The organism is Streptomyces sp. NPDC005863, assembly GCF_042871345.1.
Lineage (GTDB): Bacteria > Actinomycetota > Actinomycetes > Streptomycetales > Streptomycetaceae > Streptomyces.
This window is the reverse complement of the sequence record NZ_JBIAII010000006.1, coordinates 496,153-514,552: the sequence shown is the minus strand read 5'-3', so window position 1 is coordinate 514,552 and position 18,400 is coordinate 496,153. Positions and strand designations below refer to the sequence as shown.

Below are 18,400 nucleotides of genomic sequence, written 5' to 3'. Positions count from 1 at the left end.
TCATGATGGGTCCCCCGCGGCGAGCGCCAGGTAAACGGCGGCGAAATCCGTGACGGCGATCAGCTCCGCGAGCGCTTCGAGGTCGTCGTCGCTCTCCGGTTCGAGCTCGCTGATCGCGACGTCGTGGCCGTGCGCGAGCTCGCGGGCGGCGGGCGCCGCGGTGAGGCCGCCTGCGTCGACCGGGGAGTCGCGGAGCAGCACCACGCGCGCGCGAAGGGCCGCCGGGTCCTCGACCCGGTCGCGGAAGAAGTCGTCGGTGGCGTCGCCGCCCGCGGGGTTGCCGGCGAGGAGGGCGCCGTGCGCGGGCAGCGCCTCGGGGAGCTCGGCGGCGAGCGCGGCGTGGCCGGCCAGCTCGGCGAGGGTGGCGGCGAAACGGCGGCCCGCGCGGGCGGCTGCGGGTCCCTCGGTCCAGATCAGCGGGAGGGCGTCGGCCAGCTCGGCGGCGAGCGTCTTGGCGGGGTTGCTGTAGGTCGCGATGGCCGGACCGCAGCGTTCCGCGAGGTGGTCGAGCCGGTCGGCGACCTTCTGCAGGGTGTCTACGGGGGCGGCGATCAGCCCGGTGCGGTCGAGCAGCACGAGGAGCGGGACGAGCAGGGCCCACAGGGTGCCGGGGGCGCCGGGCGCGGACTCGTCCTCGACGCGGCGTGCCTCGTACGTGGCCAGGTCGCGGTCGGCGTCGTCGTGTGCCCCTTCGTACGCGCCGTAGGGCGAGCAGGCCATGGGGACGGTGAGGCCGTGGCTGCCGTCCACGCTCTCGGCGAGCGGGGTGCGGGCGGGGGCCACCGCGACGACCGTGCAGCCGCGGCGGTAGGCCTGCTCGGCGAGGAGCGAGAGGCCCGGTTCGGTGCCGTCCGGGGTGGCGATGAGCAGCAGGTCGACGGGGCCGGCCCAGCCGGGCAGCGCCCAGCGCAGGGCGCCCGCTGCGGGGGCGACGCCGGTCGGGGCGAGGCGGATGACGGGGCAGCCTGCGCCCGCGAGGCCGTCGAGCAGGTCGGCGACGCAGACGGCGGCGGTGCCGGGTCCCGCGATCAGGACGGCCCTGGGGCGCCCGTCGGGCTTGAGTTCCGTGAGCCCGGCCTCCGCGGCGTGCCGGACGGCGGTACGGACGCGGGCGCCCGCCTCCGCCGCGCCGCGCAGCAGTCCGCGGCGGTCGGCGCGGGCCAGTGCCTCCGGGGCGTCCAGCAGCGACTCGTCGAGCATGGGGTCGGCCTTTCGGTTCGCCGTGCGCGGTCTCCTGCGGGTGCCGGTACGGCCGTTACGCGGGGCGGCGGGCCTCGTCGACCAGGAGGACGGGGATGCCGTCGCGGACCGGGTAGGCGAGGCCGCACTCCTTGGCGTCCGCCGTGCAGATCAGCTCGGTGTCCGTCTCCTTGAGGGGGGCGTGGCAGGCCGGGCAGGCGAGGATCTCCAGGAGGCCGGCTTCGAGCGGCATGGGGTGGGTCCCTTCGAGCTGATGTGATGGCGTGGTGGTGCTGGCCCGCGCGCGGTGTCCGCGCCGGTTCCGCTCAGGATGCGGCCTGGTCAGCCTACCTCCGTGCGGGGCGGGGCGCGGGGGTGCGGAGGGGCCGGTGGGCGGGCCCCTCCGCGGGGTGCGCGGGGCGCGCGGGTCGGCCGGGGCGGACCGGCGGGGTCAGCCGCGGATGATGGCCAGGGCCTCGTCGCGCGTCTTGGCCATGGTCGCCTCGTCGCGGGCCTCCACGTTGAGGCGCAGGAGGGGCTCCGTGTTGGACGCGCGGACGTTGAACCACCAGTCGGCGGTGGTCACGGTGAGGCCGTCCAGCTCGTCCAGGGTGACGCCGTCCCGGCCGCCGTACGTCTCCTTGATGGCGGCGAGGCGGGCGGTCTGGTCGTCGACGGTGGAGTTGATCTCGCCGGATCCCGCGTAGCGGTCGTACTGGGCGACGAGGCCGGAGAGCGTGCCCTGCTGGCCTCCCAGGGCGGCCAGGACGTGCAGCGCGGCGAGCATGCCCGTGTCCGCGTTCCAGAAGTCCTTGAAGTAGTAGTGCGCGGAGTGCTCGCCGCCGAAGATCGCGCCGGTCCGCGCCATCTCGGCCTTGATGAAGGAGTGGCCCACGCGGGTGCGCACCGGCGTGCCGCCGTTCTCCTTCACGACCTCCGGGACCGACCAGGAGGTGATGAGGTTGTGGATGACCGTGCCCTTGCCGCCGTGCCTGGCCAGCTCGCGGGAGGCGACCAGGGCGGTGATGGCGGACGGCGAGACCGGGTCGCCGTTCTCGTCGACCACGAAGCAGCGGTCCGCGTCGCCGTCGAAGGCGACGCCGAGGTCGGCGCCCTCCTCGCGCACCCGCTGCTGCAGGTCGACGATGTTGGCCGGGTCCAGGGGGTTGGCCTCGTGGTTGGGGAAGGTGCCGTCCAGCTCGAAGTACATCGGCACGAGTTCGAGCGGCAGGCCCTCGAAGACGGTGGGGACGGTGTGGCCGCCCATGCCGTTGCCCGCGTCCACGACGACCTTCAGCGGGCGGATCGCGGTGAGGTCGACGAGGCCGCGCAGGTGGGCGGCGTAGTCGGTGAGGGTGTCGCGCCGCGTGAGGGTGCCGGCGGTCGCCGCGGGCTCGGGGGCGCCGGTGCGCTGCCAGCCCTCGACGAGGGCGCGGATCTCGGCGAGGCCGGTGTCCTGGCCGACGGGGGCGGCGCCCGCGCGGCACATCTTGATGCCGTTGTACTGGGCCGGGTTGTGCGACGCCGTGAACATCGCGCCCGGCAGGTCCAGCGCGCCCGAGGCGTAGTACAGCTGGTCCGTCGAGCAGAGCCCGATCTCCGTGACGTCGACGCCGCGCGCGGCCGCCCCGCGCGCGAAGGCCCGCGACAGGCCCGGCGACGAGGGGCGCATGTCGTGCCCGACGACGATCGCGTCCGCGGACGTGATCTGTGCGAAGGCCGCCCCGAACAGCTCGGCGAGCGACTCGTCCCACTGGTCCGGGACCACTCCGCGGACGTCGTACGCCTTGACGATCTGGGACAGATCAGCAGTCACGGCCAACCCTCTCTGCAGGTTCTGCGAGTTCAGCGAGTCCATCGAGTACATCGAGCACGTCGCGCACATCGAGTACGGAGTGCTCTCCGCGGTCACCACAAAACTACCCGCTGGCACCGACACCGAGCCGTGCGTGGCCGATCACCGCCCCGGCGACGCCGCGTATCCCTCCCCCGGCGAGACCCCGCGCCCGGGCTCACGGCAGCATCCAGCCGAGTACCGCCGTGCTCTGCCCCACCACGATCAGGCACATCACGAGGAGCAGCCCGAGGCTCCAGGGCAGCACCTTGCGCAGCAGGTCGCCCTCCTTGCCCGCGAGTCCGACGGCGGCGCACGCGATGGTCAGGTTCTGCGGCGAGATCATCTTGCCGAGGACGCCGCCCGAGCTGTTGGCGGCCGCGAGGAGTTCCGGGGAGAGCCCGGACTGCTGGGCCGCCGTCACCTGGAGGGCGCCGAAGAGGGCGTTGGACGAGGTGTCGGAGCCGGACACCGCGACGCCGAACCAGCCCAGTACCGGCGACAGGAAGGCGAGCCCGGCGCCGGCGGCCGCTACGTAGTGCCCGATCGTGGCGGCCTGCCCGGAGAGGTTCATGACGTACGCGAGGGCCAGTACGGACGTCACGGTGAGGATGGCGTGGCGCAGTTCGTGGACCGTGGCGGCCCATTCCCGTACCGCCACGCGCGCGTGCACCCCGATGACCGCCGCGGTGGCCACACCGGCGAGCAGCACGAGCGTGCCGCCGGTGGAGACGAGCGGCAGCGAGAAGACGTTGCCGCCGACCGGCTTCCCGGAGGGGTCGCTTACGTTCAGGAAGGGCCAGTCGAAGGTGCGGGTCGCGCGGGCGAGGAAGTCCTTGACGGCGGGGATCTGGGCGATCGAGAAGATGGCGACGATCAGGGCGTACGGGGCGTAGGCGCGCACCACTTCGGGGCGCGGGTCGTCGTGGTCGAGGTCCTCGCTGCGGGCGCCGGTGAGGACGGCGGCGCGGACGGGCTCGGTGGCCGGCCTGCGCGCGTGCGGCACCGCGAGGAGCGCGCCGGCGCCCGCGAGGGCCGCGCCGATGTCGGCGAGCTGTGCGGAGACGTAGTTGGAGGCCGCGAACTGCGCGGTGGCGAAGGCGAGCCCGCATGCGAGGGCGGGCACCCAGGTCTCGCGCAGGCCGCGCCGCCCGTCCACGAGCCCCACCAGGAGCAGCGGCACGACCAGGGCGAGCAGCGGCGTCTGGCGGCCGACCACCGAGGCGACGGTGTCCAGCGGAAGGTCCGTCACCTGAGCGAGCGTCACCACGGGGGTGGCCATGGCGCCGAAGGCGACGGGCGCGGTGTTGGCGACGAGGGAGACGACCGCGGCGCGCACCGGGTCGAAGCCGAGGGCGACGAGCATGACCGCGCTGATCGCGACGGGCGCCCCGAAGCCGGCGAGCGCCTCCAGGAGCGCGCCGAAGCAGAAGGCCACGACGAGGGCCTGGATGCGGGGGTCGTCGGAGAGCCGTCCGAAGGAGCGGCGCAGGATGTCGAAGTGCCGGGTGCGGACCGTCATGCGGTACACCCACAGGGCGTTGACAACGATCCACAGGATGGGGAAGACGCCGAAGAGCGCGCCCTGTGCGGCGCTGGAGGCGGTCTGGCCGAGCGGCATGCCGTAGGCGAGCCAGGCGACGAGGACGGCGACGGCGAGGCCGATGAGCCCCGCGCGGTGTGCCTTCATGCGGACGGCGCCGAGCAGGACGAGGACGGTCAGGAGGGGCAGGGTCGCGACGAGTGCGGACAGGCCGAGCGAGTCGGCCACGGGCTCCAGTTGCTGCACGAACACGGGCGCCTCCCGGGCGATGGGGTGGCGAAATCGTCATGTCCGCAACAAACGGACGTCAATGCTCCGGACGGAGAAGATCCGGTGAGATCTAGTGAGGGCCCGGGCGGGGTGCTCCGGAGCGGCGCGTCAGGAGTCCGGCGAGCGCAGCACCCGCAGATGGCCGCGGCGCGCGACCTCCATCGGGTCCGCCGCACGCGCACCGCCGCCGCCGGCCTCGGCCGTACGCTCCTGCGGGCGGGCCGCCTCGCGCACCGCGTTGGCGAGCGCTTCGAGGTCGTCGCCGGAGGGGCGGGCGGGACCCGACGCGTCGGCGAGCCGGACGACGTCCCAGCCGCGGGGCGCGGTGAGCCGCTCGGAGTGCTCGGCGCACAGGTCGTAGCAGTGGGGTTCGGCGTAGGTGGCGAGGGGGCCGAGGACCGCGGTCGAGTCGGCGTAGACGTACGTCAGCGTCGCGACGGCGGGACGGCCGCAAGCGGTGCGCGAACAGCGACGTACAGGGCTCACGACGTTGGACGGTACCGCACTCTTGAGCGGGCCGCGACGACTCTCCCTGAGGTCACCCCACCGTGTCGTGTCCTCACGCGCGTGCCGTGGTGTGCCGCACGGACCTCGCTGACCTGCGTGGACACCAGTGGTCCCAAGGGCTCACGGTGTTGAAACCGGTCACCACATGGCGCGGATCACGTCATTTGGCGCGGGCCCGACGGTCCCGGAGAGATACGGAATCGAGTCCAAGCTTGGCCGGAACGGTCAGGAAGCGACATGTCGCGCACCGCGCGGAAAGGGCGATCTCGGGGACTACGCTGCGTCAGTGATGGACGACCCCGTACAGCCACCTCCCGCCGACCCGAGGCCCCGCCGCCGCGACCGCCACGGCCGGGGCATGCGCGGCCCCGTGGCACCGCCGCAGGTCCCGCTCTCCGCGAGCCGCGGCGAGGCCTTCACCGACCTCGTGCAGGACTCCGTGGAGCGCCTGGAGCGGCGCTGGCCCCAGCTCACGGAGATCGAGTTCCTGGTCCTCGAGGTGCCGCCACCGGCGCGCCCCGACGCGGAGTGGCAGGACGAGGTGGTGCCGCTGGGCGGCACGATCACGGCGGCCGAGGGGCGGCCCGCCCGCGTCGTCATCTACCGGCGCCCGGTGGAGATCCGCACCAAGGGGCGCGAGGAGCGCGCGGCGCTGGTGCACGAGGTGGTCGTCGAGCAGGTCGCCGAGCTGCTCGGCCTCTCCCCGGAGTCGGTCGACCCGCGCTACGGGGACGAGGAGTAGCCCGCCCGTACGCCGGCGCCTGCGCACCCCGCCCCCGGGAAGCCTCCGCGCCCCCGGGAAGCCTCCGCGCGGCCCTACTTCTCCCCCGCACGGCCCTACTACTCCGCCGCGCGGTCCTACTTCTGCAGAACCGACAGGTCCCGCTCGGCCGTCGGCACCGCGACCGTCCCCCGGTCGTCCGGCAGCGTCTGGACGGTGAACATCGGGATGCCCTCATCGGTCCGCGACAGCATCCGCGACGCGTGGACCGCGCCTCCGGAGACCGGCTCGACGGTGAGGGCGTAGGCGCCCTTGAGGCCGCTCGGCACCGGCGGGTGGTCGATCTCCAGGGTCGTGCCACCCTTGACCGTGTACGTCTTCGAGGCCGGCGTGCCGCCCTCCGTACCGGCCGACGCCGTGACCTTCACCCGCGCCGACTTGCCCGGCGCGACGAGCGAGAGGACCGAGCCCTTGGCGCGGTTGTCGGCGACCGTCGCGCGGGTGCCGACCGCCTCCGTCGCCGGGATGAACGCCGTCTCCTGCTTGCTGTCCTTGCCCCGGGTGACCCGCAGCGCCGCCACCACGGGCACCGCCTTGTCGGTCGGCGTCAGGAGCAGCGAGCCGGCCTCGCCCTTGGTGACGTCGTCGAGGTCGACGGCGGCCGTCATGCCGGACTTGACCTGGAGGCTCTCGTGCCCGGCCGGGGTGATCGTGCCGGTCGGCGAGGCCAGCTGGACCTTGAGGTCGGCGTCCTCGGCGCCGGGGGCGTAGGCCACCAGGCGCACCGAGGTGGCGTCCTTGGGGATGCCGGGCAGCACCAGGCTGTCGGCGGGGTCGGCGGAGGCGGGCAGCCAGTCGCCGCCCAGCTTGTCGTCGGAGGACTGCACGGCGGCCGCGACCCGGCCGCTGCGCGCGGTCACGTGCATCGTCAGGTTCGGGTACTGCTTGTCCGCGAGCGTGGAGAGCAGCACCGGGACGCTGGAGTGCGGCTGCACCTGGATCGAGTCGCCCACCTGGGAGGTGACCTCGCCGTCGGGGCCGAAGAGCTCCACGTCGACGACGGCGGCGGAGTCGTCCGGGTTCGTCAGGTGGATGTAGTCGCTGCGGCCCTTGGCGGTGCTCGCGCCCGGGAACCAGAAGTCGGTGTCCGGCGCGGTGCAGTTGGCGCCCTGCATGCCGCGGCCGCTGCCCGCGGCGTACGTGGTGGTCTGCTGCACGGTCCAGCCGGGGGCCAGCGCGCCGTCGGCCGTGCCGATCAGGGCGGGCGCCTCCGCGCCGGACTCCTCGCCCGCGACCGGCTCGCCCGGCGCCTTCTGGGTGAGGAACGGCTTGGTCTTCTTGCCGTCGTCCTTGGGCGCGTCCGTCAACGCCTTGGTCACGGGCACCAGTTCCGCGGTGCCCTTGGCCGCGCCGCCGCTCCCCTTCGGGGTGTACGCGGTGTACGAGGTCTCGGCGAGGTCGGAGCCGCTGGGCACCGGGCAGAGCAGGCTGGTGCGTTCGACGGGCTGGTGCGCCGCGCTCTTCGCGCCGTCGCCGCCGGTGCCGTCCCGGCCGCCGAACGCGGCGAATCCAGTGACCGCGCCGAGCGCGACGGCCACGGCGATCAGGGACTGGGTGGTGCGGTTCACTGCTGGCTCCCGTCGGGGCGCTCACTGTCGGTGCCGTGCGGCGGTCGCGGGGGCAGCGGCGGCATCGGGGGCTGCTGCTCGTCGTACGAGGGGTCGTACGGCTGCCCGTACTGCTGGTCGCCGCCGTACTGGTCACCGCTGTACCGGTCACCGCCGTACGCCTCGTTGCCGTACGTCTCGTTCCCGTACTGCCCGCCGCCGTACTGCTCGTTGCCGTAGACGCCGCCGGCCCCGCCGTAGGACGCGTACGGGTCGTACTGGCCGTCCTGCTGGGCGTCCTGCTGGTATCCCTGCTGCTCGTACGTCCCGTCCGGGTGGGCGCCCTGGTAGGAGCCGTCCTGGTAGCCCTGCCCGGCGCCGTACGCGGCCTGTTCGGCGCCCGCGTGGGCGGGGGCCTGCCACGCCTCGTGGGACGCCGCCTGCTGCGGCACCGCGGCCAGTGCCTCCTCCGAAGGAGGAGGCGGTACGTCCTGGCCCGCCTCCTGGGCGGCCTGCTCGCTCTGCGCGCGCAGCCTGCGCGCCCTGCGGCCCTCGCCCTCGACCGCCTGGGCCGGCACGACGGGCTCCTCGGGGAGGTCGTCGTCGACGTCGCGGCGGCGCCCCGGCAGGGCGAGCACCACGAGGACGACGCCGAGCGCGCCCTGCGCCCACAGCCAGGCCGTGTGCGTCAGCGGGGTGTCGAACGTGACGTCCAGGTGGCCGCCCGCGGCGGGCAGTTCGAAGCCCTGTGCCCAGCCGTCCACAGTGGTGCGGGGCAGCGGGCGGCCGTCGAGGGTCGCCGTCCAGCCCGGGTCGGCCGAGTCGGCGAGCCGCAGGACACGGCCCGCGTCACCGGAGTCGATCTTCGTGTGCAGCTCGACGGGTCCTGCCGCGACGGGCTCCGGGTCGCCGGTCTTCGGCACGACGGCGGCGCGCGAGACCTGCCGGTCCACCCGCCACAGGGCGCTCCCGTCCTCCTGGCTGAGCCGGGTCAGGCCGGGGGTCGCGTCCAGGGTGCGGCCCATCTGGCGGGGCGCCCCGTCCCGTACGAGGACGTAGCGCACCGCGAAGCCGCCGAGCTGGTCGGCCTGGTCGGCGCCGGATCCCGCGACGAGGTGGGCGACGATCCTGTCGAGCCGGTCGTCGTCGGCGGCCGCAGCGGCGAGTTCGGCGTCGCCGAGCCGGCCGCCGGAGCCCCGTACGAGCGTGTAGGCGACGTTCGCCGCCGTGTCGCTGTCGAGGACGAGCGTGCGGGCCTGGTCCTCGGTGCCGCTCTCCTCGGCGACGAACGCGGGCACCTGCACCGGGTCCCGCCGCTCCAGGGGGCCGTCGGCGCCGCCGATCATCCATCCGGCGGCGATGCACAGCGGCCCCGCGGCCGCGGCGAAGGCGATGAGCGCGGCCACCGGCTGACGCCAGCCGAAGCTCTGCTCGGCGACCCGCGCGCGGGCACCGTCCGCGCCGAGCGCTGCGGCGGCCAGGAGCGCGATGCCGTAGGCGAGGGTGGCCGGCCCCGCCCACGTCGAGCCGTTCGACAGGACGGCGAAGACGAGCGACACCAGGGCGGCCGCCCAGGCGGTGTGGACCGCGCGGCGGCGCTCGGTGCGCAGCAGGGCGCCGAGGGCGGCGAGGACGATGCCGACGAGCAGCAGTCCGTGCACGGTGCCGGGGCCGCCGGGGCTCGCGCCGAGCAGGTCGAGGGCGCCGGCCGAGTCGGCGCCGAACTCCAGGCCCGCCTCCCGGAAGAAGCCGAAGGGCAGCAGCGTCAGGGACCACGGCGCGAGGAGGAGCAGCGGGGTGCCGAGCGCGGCGAGGAAACGCAGGCCGTAGGCGGTGATGTCGCCGCGGCGCAGCACGAGGAGGGCGAGGCCGAGCACCAGGGCGATCGGCCAGACGATCGGCGTGAAGGCCGTGGCGAGGGTCAGCAGCAGGGCGTACGCCCACGTGGCGCGCCAAGTGCCGCGGGTGCCCCGCGCGGTGGCCAGGCCGCTCGCCGCAATGCCCGCGCGCGCGATGAGCGGCAGCAGGACGGCGAGGACGGCGGTGCCGATGCGGCCGCCCGCGAGCGCGCCGGTGGCGGCGGGCAGGAAGGCGTACGCGATCGACGCCCACGCGCGCAGCAGGCGCGAGGTGACCAGCGGCCGTGAGGCGAAGTACGCGGCGAAGCCGGCCAGCGGCACGGAGCCGACGAGCAGCACGGTGACCGCGAGCCCGGTGGAGCCGAGGAAGAGGGTGCACAGCCCCGCGACGAGCGCGACGTAGGGCGGCGCGCCCTGGGTGCCGCCGGTGCCGACGGGGTGCCAGCCGTCCAGGTAGCGCGCCCACAGCTCCGCGGAGTCGGCGGGTGCGGGCAGCAGCGCGCCGCCCGCGAGGGCTCCGGTGCCCAGCAGTTGGCGGCAGGCGATGAGCGAGGCGAACAGGAGCACCACGAAGAGCATCGGTCCCGGTTTACGGGCGACGCGCTTGAGGCGGGCGAACTGTTCGATCTGCAGGAAGTCGGCGTCGTCGCCGCCGGGTCCGGATTCGACGACCCCGTGCCGCCCCGCGCCGGCGGGGGCTTCGGCGTCGGCGCGGCCCATGAGGCCGCCCGCGGCCTGTTCGACGGTGGCGCGCACGGTGGCGCCGGGCGGCGGGAAGAGCTGGCGCAGCTCGCCCGCGTCAAGGGCGGACCTGCCGCGGGTCTTGCGGGCGGCAAGGACGCGTCCTGGCCGCAACAGCGTGGTGAGGAGTCCCGCGATCTCGTCGACGGCCTGTCCGGGCGCCTTGCCGACGAGGTAGGCGACGGTGCGCAGCAGGGTGCCGACGACGATTCGGAAGAGGACCCACGCCAGCACGGCCGAGCGGGCGTTGACGAGCAGGGTGTAGGTGGCGCCCGCCTTGTCCACGCGGTGCGGGGAGGTCGCCGTGCGGCCGACGCAGTCGACGGTGCGGCGCTCGCGCGAGGAGGCCTCGGCGTGCCGCACGACGGCTTCGGGGGCGACGAGGACGCGGTGGCCCGCGGTGTGCGCACGCCAGCACAGGTCGACGTCGTCGCGCATCAGCGGCAGCCGGCGGTCGAATCCGCCGAGCTCTTCGTAGACGTCGCGGCGGATGAGCATGCCGGCGGTGGAGACGGAGAGCACCGGGCGGACGTGGTCGTGCTGGCCCTGGTCCTGCTCGCGCCGGTCGAGGCCGGTCCAGCGGCGGCCGCTGTTGGCGATGGTGACGCCGACCTCCAGGAGCTGCCTGCGGTCGTACCAGCCGCGGAGCTTGGGGCCGACGACGGCGACGTCCTTGCCGAGCTCGTGTTCGTTCTCCACGACGCGCAGCAGTTCGGTGAGGGCGTCGGGGTCGGGCGCGCAGTCGTCGTGCAGCAGCCAGAGCCATTGCACGGGCTCGCCGTGCGGCAGCTCGGGCAGGTCGTACGCGTCGTCGCGCCAGCTGCGGCTCACCGGGTCCCAGCCGCTGGGGCGTTTGAGGTACGGCAGCTCTTCGGGGGTGAGCACCTCGGCGGTGCGGACGGCCTCGTCGACGGCGGTGCCGAAGCCGGAGCGGCGGGCGAGGTGCAGCACGCGGTCGGCGCCGAGGGCCTCGGTGACCAGGCGGGCGGAGTCGTCCGCGCTGCCGGTGTCCGCGGCCACCGCGTTCTGCACGGGGCGCTCCTGGCCGAGGAGCCCGGCCAGGGCGTCGGGCAGCCAGCGGGCGCCGTCGTGGGAGACGAGCACGGCGGTCACGACGTGCCGCGGGAACTCGGGTGCGGCAGCGTCGTGGTGACGGGCTGCCGAATGGCTGTGCACGGACATCGAGGTACGGGCCCCGGTTCGATGGACTGCGGTGGACGCCTGCGCCCTGCGGGGGCGCCGGGGCGTCTCGGACGGGGCCCCACACTAACGGCTGGCATGAGGACGGCCCGCCGCCTGTGGATAACCCACGGGTGACGGGCCGTTCGTTGCGCATTGGTTGAGGGAGGTGTGTGCCGAATTGATCGGGCGGCACGCCCCGTCGGGGTCGGGTTCCTTCACGTGCTTCCTTCGTCCTGCCTGCGCGTACCGCCGTCCTGCCTGCGCGTACCGCCTTCTCGTACGCGGGCGGGAGCGCTCGGCCTCAGACCGCGGCCTTCTTCAGCCGGCGCCGTTCGCGCTCCGACAGGCCGCCCCAGATACCGAATCTCTCGTCATTGGCGAGTGCGTATTCGAGGCATTCCGAACGGACCTCGCAGGCGAGGCAGACCTTCTTGGCCTCGCGCGTGGAGCCGCCCTTCTCGGGGAAGAAGGACTCGGGGTCGGTCTGGGCGCACAGTGCGCGCTCCTGCCAGCCGAGTTCCTCGTCCGCGTCCTCGACCAGCAGTTCCTGAACCAGCTCGGTCATGTGCGCCCCTCGTCTGTCTGTGCGTCCCCGTGGTGCTGCCGCTACCGATTTCGGCTGAACGACACGAGTGAAATTACAAGTGCGCCGATCCGGGCCAGTCAAGCCGAGATCTGCTATTGGGCCCCTTATTCACTCTGCGGAACCAAGGGTATGCGGAAAGTGTTCAAATCGGCATAAACCATGACACCGGTCGACGGCCCGTCCGACGCTCCGTCGAACGTTCCCACTCGGCGGACCCCGTGAGGTCTCACTAGGGAGGACGTCGATGTTTGAGAGCCGGTTGCTGCGCCATGTGTCCCCGGAGTCGGGTGCACAAACCTTTCGCCTGACAGAACAACCGGATGAGGTGAACCATGTTCCACATACCGGACATCGAGTTGACACCGAAGGTGTGAGCCGGTCTTCTGGTGGGCATGCTCGCGAACATGGCTCTTTCGATGACCCGCACCAGCGGGTCCATCGGTGCTGCCCACGCGCGTTGTCGCTGTTCCTGCTCCAGCTGTTGAGCCACTCCAGCTGTTGAGCCGTTTTCCCCGCTCCACCCCGTGACGGGCGTTTCCGGCCCCGGCCTCGGTCCCGGTCTCCGCGACCGTTTCCGGCCGCACCGCCCTCCGCGCGCTCCACCCTTCTTCGCGCCACCCCAGCACCCATACGTTGAGGAACCACCGCACGATGAACAGCGACAGCGACCTCCAGATCGCCGGCGACCTCCTCGAGGTCCCGCACCTCCTGCAGCCCGTCCGCGAGCACCCCGCCACCGTGGCCGGGTTCGCCGGCCTCGCCCGCGCCATCGCCGCCGACCGCTCCCAGTGGGAACACCTCGTCGAATACGACGCCACCAGCCGCTGGTACCACCGGCTGCGCACAGTTCCCCAAGCTCTCGGCTCCGCTCGAGCAGGGGAGGCCCCTATCGGCTACGAGGTGTGGCTGCTCTCCTGGGTGCCCGGACAGGGCAGCGGACCGCACGACCACGGGCGCTCGTCCGGCATCCTCACCGTGCTGCGGGGCGAGTTGACCGAGCACACCGAGCGGGGCTCACGGGCGCTCGGCGCGGGCGCGCAGCGCGTCTTCGCGCCCGGGTACGTCCACGAGGTCGTCAACGACTCCCTCGAACCCGCCGTCAGCCTGCACGTCTACTACCCCGGCCTGACCGAGATGCCGATGCACGCCGCCCGGTGCGCCGCCGCGCTTGCCCCCGACACCACCGAGGATGTCGTGACCGCCTGACGCACTGTCGTACCCGCCTGACATGCTGGGGGCCATGCGCATTGTGGTTCTGGCCGGCGGCATCGGCGGCGCCCGTTTCCTCCGCGGGCTCAAGAAGGCCGCGCCCGACGCGGACATCACGGTCATCGGCAACACCGGTGACGACATTCACCTGTTCGGGCTGAAGGTCTGTCCCGACCTCGACACCGTGATGTACACGCTGGGCGGCGGCATCAACGAGGAACAGGGCTGGGGGCGTACGGACGAGACGTTCAAGGTCAAGGAAGAGCTCGCGGCGTACGGCGTCGGGCCCGAGTGGTTCGGGCTCGGCGACCGGGACTTCGCCACGCACATCGTGCGGACGCAGATGCTGGGCGCGGGCTACCCCCTCAGCGCCGTCACGCAGGCCCTGTGCGAGCGGTGGCAGCCCGGAGTGCGGCTCATCCCGATGTCCGACGACCGCGTCGAGACGCATGTCGCGGTCACCGTCGACGGCGAGCAGAAGGCCGTGCACTTCCAGGAGTACTGGGTGCGGCTGCGCGCCTCCGTCGACGCGCACGCCGTGGTGCCGGTCGGCGCCGAGCAGGCCAAGCCCGCGCCCGGCGTCCTCGAAGCCATCGCCGAGGCCGACATCGTCCTCTTCCCGCCGTCCAACCCGGTGGTGAGCGTCGGCACGATCCTCGCGGTGCCGGGCATCCGCGAGGCCATCGCGGACGCGGGCGTGCCGGTCGTCGGCCTCTCCCCCATCGTCGGCGACTCCCCCGTGCGGGGCATGGCCGACAAGGTGCTCGCCGCCGTGGGCGTGGAGACCAGCGCGGCGGCCGTCGCCGAGCACTACGGCAGCGGGCTGCTCGACGGCTGGCTCGTCGACACGGTCGACGCGGGTGTCGTGGAGCGGGTGGAGAGCGCCGGGATCCGGTGCCGGGCGGTGCCGCTGATGATGACCGACGTCGACACCACCGCCGAGATGGCCCGTCAGGCCCTCGCCCTCGCCGCGGAGGTACGCGCGTGACCTCGCCGTCCTACCGCGTGTGGGCCGTGCCGGGACTCCCGGAGGTACGGGAGGGCGACGACCTCGCCAAGCTGATCGCGGCCGCCGAGCCGGGGCTCGCCGACGGCGACGTGGTCCTCGTCACCTCCAAGATCGCCAGCAAGGCGGAGGGGCGGATCGTCGAGGCGGCCGACCGTGAGGCGGCCATCGACGAGGAGACCGTACGGGTGGTGGCGCGCCGCGGCACGCTGCGCATCGTCGAGAACCGGCAGGGCCTCGTGATGGCGGCGGCCGGCGTCGACGCGTCCAACACGCCCGCCGGCACCGTGCTGTTGCTGCCGTCGGACCCCGACGCGTCGGCGCGGGCGGTGCGGGAGGGGCTGCGGGACGCGCTCGGCGTGGACGTCGGCGTCATCGTGACCGACACGTTCGGGCGGCCCTGGCGGGCCGGGCTCACCGACGTCGCCATCGGGGCGGCCGGGGTGCGGGTCCTCGACGACCTGCGGGGCGGGAGTGACGCGTACGGCAATCCGCTGAGCGCGACCGTCGTCGCGACCGCGGACGAACTCGCCGCGGCGGGCGACCTCGTGAAGGGCAAGGCCGCGGGACTGCCCGTCGCGGTGATCCGCGGGCTGCCGCACGCGGTGGCCGCTCGTGACGAGCCGGACGAGGGGGCCCGTCCGCTGGTGCGCGGTGCGCGCGAGGACATGTTCCGGCTCGGCACGTCCGAGGCGGTGCGGGAGGCGGTGACGCTGCGGCGTACGGTCCGTGAGTTCACGGACGAGGAGGTCGACGGGGGCGCCGTGCGGCGGGCGGTCGCGGCGGCGGTCACCGCGCCGGCGCCGCACCACACGACGCCGTGGCGGTTCGTGCTCCTGGAGTCCGCCGAGACGCGGGTGGAGCTGCTCGACGCCATGCGGGACGCGTGGATCGCGGATCTGCGGCGGGACGGCAGGTCCGAGGAGGCCATCGCCAGGCGGGTGCGGCGCGGGGATGTGCTGCGCAGGGCGCCGTATCTGGTGGTGCCGTGCCTGGTGATGGACGGCTCCCACACGTACGGGGACGCGCGGCGGGACGGGGCGGAGCGGGAGATGTTCGTGGTCGCTGCGGGGGCGGGCGTGCAGAATTTCCTGGTCGCGTTGGCCGGGGAGCGGTTGGGCTCCGCGTGGGTTTCGTCGACGATGTTCTGTCGGGGTGTGGTGCGGGAGGTTCTTGGGCTGCCGGGGGGGTGGGACCCCATGGGGGCGGTTGCGGTCGGCCACCCGACGGGGGAGCCTGCGGCTCGGGCTGGGCGGGGTTGGGGGGACGTTGTGGTGGTTCGTTGAGGGTCCCCTGCGGGGGGCTGGGACGGTCTTTTTGCGCAGTTCCCCGCGCCCCTGAGGTGTCCCCGCGGTCCGTCGTCTGCTGCGGGCCGTGGTCGTTCTTTTGCGCAGTTCCCCGCGCCCCTGAACGTCTGGCCTCCGGTCCGTTGTCGACTGCGGGCCGTGGTCGCTTTTTGCGCAGTTCCCCGCGCCCCTGACGTGCCCCCCCCTGGTTCGTTGTCTGCTGCGGGCCGGGGGTCGCTTTTTGCGCAGTTCCCCGCGCCCCTGAGGTGCCCCCTCCGGTCTGTCGCCCGCTGCGGGTCGTGGTCGTTCTTTTGCGCAGTTCCCCGCGCCCCTGAACGTCTGGCCTCCGGTCCGTTGTCTGCTGCCGGTCGTGGTCGCTCTTTGGCACCCCTGGTCTGCACCCGGCGCGTCAAATCGCCCGCCACCCGCACCCGGCCGCGGACAGGACCGCCCTCAGGGGCGCGGGGAACTGCGCCACCAGCCAGCGCGCGCCCGCAGAGAAACACCCGCCGGAACCACCCCCCAGGGGCGCGGGGAACTGCGCAAAAAACGACCCCCGGCCCGCACCAAAACAACCGACCAAAGCCACCCCTCAGGGGCGCGGGGAACTGCGCAAACGCACCCGTTACGCGGCCCCCGCCCCCTCACCACGCCGCGATGTTCGTGCGCCGCATCCGTGGCTCGCGGCGCGGGGGCGTGTGGCCGCTCAGGCAGATGAGGCGGGTCGCCCGGTGGCGTTGGCCCGCGTAGGGGGTCAGCAGGCGCAGCATCTCCGCGTCGTCCGCCTCGCGGTCGTCCGCGAGCGCGTACCCCACGATGCCGGGCAGGTGCACGTCCCCCACCGTCACCGCGTCCGCCGCCCCATTGCTCCGCTGCACCGTCTCCGCCGAGGTCCAGGGGCCGATGCCCGGGATCAGTTCCAGGCGGGCCTGCGCCTCCGGCGGATCCATCGCCGCCGCCTCCTCAAGACGTGCCGCCCGCGCCACCGCGCGCAAAATCGTGGACGCCCGCTTGTTGTCCACGCCCGCCCGGTGCCACTCCCAGGAGGGGATCAGCGCCCAGGTGCGGGGCGCCGGCATCACGTACAGGTCGGGGCCTGGCCCCGGGGCCGGCTCGCCGTACGCGCGGAGCAGCAGGCGCCACGCGCGGTACGCCTCGTCCGTGGTGATCTTCTGTTCCAGGATCGAGGGGATCAGGGCCTCCATGACCAGACCCGTACGGGTCAGCCGCAGGCCGGGCCGTCGGCGTTCCGTCACCGCGAGCAGCCGGTGGTGGGGGGCGAAGGCGCCCGGGTCGTCCGACGCGCCCAGCAGATCGGGGAGCCGGTCCAGGAACCACTCCGCGCCCGGCCCCCACGCCTCCGCCTCGACCGTCCCGGAGCGGACGGTGACCCGCAGCGTGCCGGGCCCCTCCGGCGTTCGGCTCGCGCGCCAGACGGAGCCGTCGGGGGTCCTGCGGAACGCCGGGTCGGCCGGTCCGCGGCGCAGCGCGCCGAGGGTCAGGCCGAGGTCGACGGGGAACGGCGGCTTCCAGGCGCGGGTCCGGGCGGCGGCCGGGTGCGGCGCCGTGTTCTGGTGCGGGAGGGCGTCCTTCGGTACGACCGTCTCGCCACCGCGCACGGTGGTGCGGGTGGGGCGCGGGGCGAAACGGGACGACATCTTTATGAGGGTAGGCGACGGCCCGCCCCCGCGGGGCACCTACGGGAGGGCCCCTACCGGTCCGAGGAGAAGCGGACCGCGCCCGCCGGCAGCGTCGCCCCGCACCAGACCCGTACGCCCTCGCGCAGTTCGTTGTCGGCGCCGACGACCGCCCCGTCGCCGATCACCGCGCCGGTGAGCGCCGCGCGGGCGCCGATCCGCGCTCCCGCGCCGATCAGGGAGTCCGTGATGACCGCGCCGGGTTCGACGACCGCGCCGGCGAGGATCGTGCTGCCGCAGACGCGGGCGCCCTCGCCGATCCGCGCGTCCTCGCCGACGACCGTGCCGCCGGTGAGCTTCGCGTCGGGGGCCACGAGGGCGGTGGGCAGGGTCAGGCTCTCGCCGCGGCGGCCGGGCACCGCCGGGGAGGGCGCGCGGCCGAGGACCAGGTCGGCGGAGCCCCGTACGAACGCCTGCGGGGTGCCCAGGTCCAGCCAGTACGTGGAGTCGACCATGCCCTGGAGGTGGGCCCCGGCGGCGAGGAGGCCGGGGAACGTCTCGCGTTCGACGGAGACCGGGCGGCCCGCGGGGATCGTGTCGATGACCGAGCGGCGGAAGACGTACGCGCCCGCGTTGATCTGGTCGGTGACGATCTCCTCGGGGGTCTGCGGCTTCTCCAGGAAGGCCGTGACCCGGCCGGTCGGATCGGTGGGGACCAAGCCGTAGGCGCGCGGGTCGTCGACCTTGGTGAGGTGCAGCGAGACGTCGGCGCCGGACTCCTCGTGGGTGGCGACCAGGGCGCGGATGTCCAGGCCGGTGAGGATGTCGCCGTTGAAGATCAGGACCGGTTGGTCGGGGCCCGAGCGCAGCCGGGACGCCACGTTGCGGATCGCGCCGCCGGTGCCGAGCGGCTCGGTCTCCGTGACGTACTCGATGTGCAGGCCGAGCGCCGAGCCGTCGCCGAAGTACGGCTCGAAGACCTCGGCGAGGTAGGAGGTGGCGAGGACGATGTGCTCGACGCCCGCGGCGCGGGCCCGCGCCAGCTGGTGGGTGAGGAACGGGACGCCGGCCGCCGGGACCATCGGTTTGGGCGTGTGCACCGTGAGCGGCCGAAGCCGGGTTCCCTTGCCGCCGACCAGGAGGATCGCTTCTGTCACCTGTCGTCTCTGCTTCCTGCTGGGGCCGGCCGAACTTCGCGTTTCGGCCGGCCAGTGTATGCAGACGGATGTGCAG

14 protein-coding genes are annotated in these 18,400 nt (G+C 73.8%); 4 read left to right on the top strand and 10 right to left on the bottom strand.

Annotated features, from left to right (window positions below; translation table 11 throughout):
* The 5 genes from ACFYO9_RS23755 to ACFYO9_RS23735 form a co-directional block, all read right to left on the bottom strand.
* The gene (locus tag ACFYO9_RS23755; protein ID WP_358776138.1) at positions 1 to 1,200 is read right to left on the bottom strand and encodes an SIS domain-containing protein; all 1,200 of its coding nucleotides are present in this window, start codon (positions 1,198 to 1,200) and stop codon (positions 1 to 3) included.
* A 55-nt stretch (positions 1,201 to 1,255) separates the two neighbouring features.
* Positions 1,256 to 1,432 carry a Trm112 family protein gene (locus ACFYO9_RS23750; protein WP_098242904.1) on the bottom strand — a complete coding sequence of 59 codons (177 nt, stop codon included), beginning with the start codon at positions 1,430 to 1,432 and terminating at the stop codon, positions 1,256 to 1,258.
* Positions 1,433 to 1,630: 198 nt separating this feature from the next.
* Entirely contained in the window at positions 1,631 to 2,995 is a 1,365-nt protein-coding gene (locus tag ACFYO9_RS23745; RefSeq protein ID WP_358776140.1) for a phosphomannomutase/phosphoglucomutase, read from the bottom strand.
* 196 nt (positions 2,996 to 3,191) lie between these two features.
* Positions 3,192 to 4,808, bottom strand: coding sequence for an L-lactate permease (locus tag ACFYO9_RS23740; RefSeq protein ID WP_358776142.1), 1,617 nt, complete (start codon positions 4,806 to 4,808; stop codon positions 3,192 to 3,194).
* Positions 4,809 to 4,934: 126 nt separating this feature from the next.
* Positions 4,935 to 5,312, bottom strand: a complete 378-nt coding sequence (locus tag ACFYO9_RS23735; protein WP_355820241.1) for a DUF3499 domain-containing protein — start codon at positions 5,310 to 5,312, stop codon at positions 4,935 to 4,937.
* A 310-nt stretch (positions 5,313 to 5,622) separates the two neighbouring features.
* Between ACFYO9_RS23735 and ACFYO9_RS23730 the strand changes: the two genes are divergently transcribed.
* Positions 5,623 to 6,075: a metallopeptidase family protein gene (locus ACFYO9_RS23730; protein WP_355820239.1), complete on the top strand. Its 453-nt coding sequence runs from the start codon at positions 5,623 to 5,625 to the stop codon at positions 6,073 to 6,075.
* A gap of 116 nt (positions 6,076 to 6,191) precedes the next feature.
* On the opposite strand, the gene ACFYO9_RS23725 is transcribed toward ACFYO9_RS23730, so the two are convergent.
* From ACFYO9_RS23725 to ACFYO9_RS23715, 3 genes are all read right to left on the bottom strand, one after another.
* Positions 6,192 to 7,682, bottom strand: a complete 1,491-nt coding sequence (locus ACFYO9_RS23725; protein ID WP_358776144.1) for a DUF5719 family protein — start codon at positions 7,680 to 7,682, stop codon at positions 6,192 to 6,194.
* Positions 7,679 to 11,443 carry a glycosyltransferase gene (locus ACFYO9_RS23720; protein ID WP_358776146.1) on the bottom strand — a complete coding sequence of 1,255 codons (3,765 nt, stop codon included), beginning with the start codon at positions 11,441 to 11,443 and terminating at the stop codon, positions 7,679 to 7,681. The genes ACFYO9_RS23725 and ACFYO9_RS23720 overlap by 4 nt, the downstream gene beginning before the upstream one ends.
* 301 nt (positions 11,444 to 11,744) lie before the next feature.
* Complete coding sequence (locus ACFYO9_RS23715) at positions 11,745 to 12,008, bottom strand: WhiB family transcriptional regulator (protein ID WP_016642094.1); 264 nt, start codon at positions 12,006 to 12,008, stop codon at positions 11,745 to 11,747.
* A 672-nt stretch (positions 12,009 to 12,680) separates the two neighbouring features.
* Here ACFYO9_RS23715 and ACFYO9_RS23710 point away from each other — a divergent pair.
* Genes ACFYO9_RS23710 through ACFYO9_RS23700 form a run of 3 tightly spaced genes read left to right on the top strand, consistent with a single transcriptional unit; the run spans position 12,681 to position 15,530 of the window.
* Entirely contained in the window at positions 12,681 to 13,235 is a 555-nt protein-coding gene (locus tag ACFYO9_RS23710) for a cysteine dioxygenase family protein (RefSeq protein WP_358776148.1), read from the top strand.
* Positions 13,236 to 13,269: 34 nt separating this feature from the next.
* Complete coding sequence (gene cofD / locus ACFYO9_RS23705) at positions 13,270 to 14,226, top strand: 2-phospho-L-lactate transferase (RefSeq protein WP_358776150.1); 957 nt, start codon at positions 13,270 to 13,272, stop codon at positions 14,224 to 14,226.
* On the top strand, positions 14,223 to 15,530 hold the full coding sequence (locus tag ACFYO9_RS23700) for a coenzyme F420-0:L-glutamate ligase (protein WP_358776152.1): 1,308 nt from the start codon (positions 14,223 to 14,225) through the stop codon (positions 15,528 to 15,530). Before cofD ends, ACFYO9_RS23700 begins: the two co-directional genes overlap by 4 nt.
* Before the next feature lie 644 nt (positions 15,531 to 16,174).
* Here the strand turns inward: ACFYO9_RS23700 and ACFYO9_RS23695 are convergent.
* Both ACFYO9_RS23695 and ACFYO9_RS23690 read right to left on the bottom strand, forming a co-directional pair.
* On the bottom strand, positions 16,175 to 17,188 hold the full coding sequence (locus tag ACFYO9_RS23695; RefSeq protein WP_358776154.1) for a DNA-3-methyladenine glycosylase 2 family protein: 1,014 nt from the start codon (positions 17,186 to 17,188) through the stop codon (positions 16,175 to 16,177).
* Between the two features lie 53 nt (positions 17,189 to 17,241).
* Positions 17,242 to 18,324, bottom strand: coding sequence for an NDP-sugar synthase (locus ACFYO9_RS23690; protein WP_358776156.1), 1,083 nt, complete (start codon positions 18,322 to 18,324; stop codon positions 17,242 to 17,244).
* Between the last annotated feature and the right edge of the window lie 76 nt (positions 18,325 to 18,400).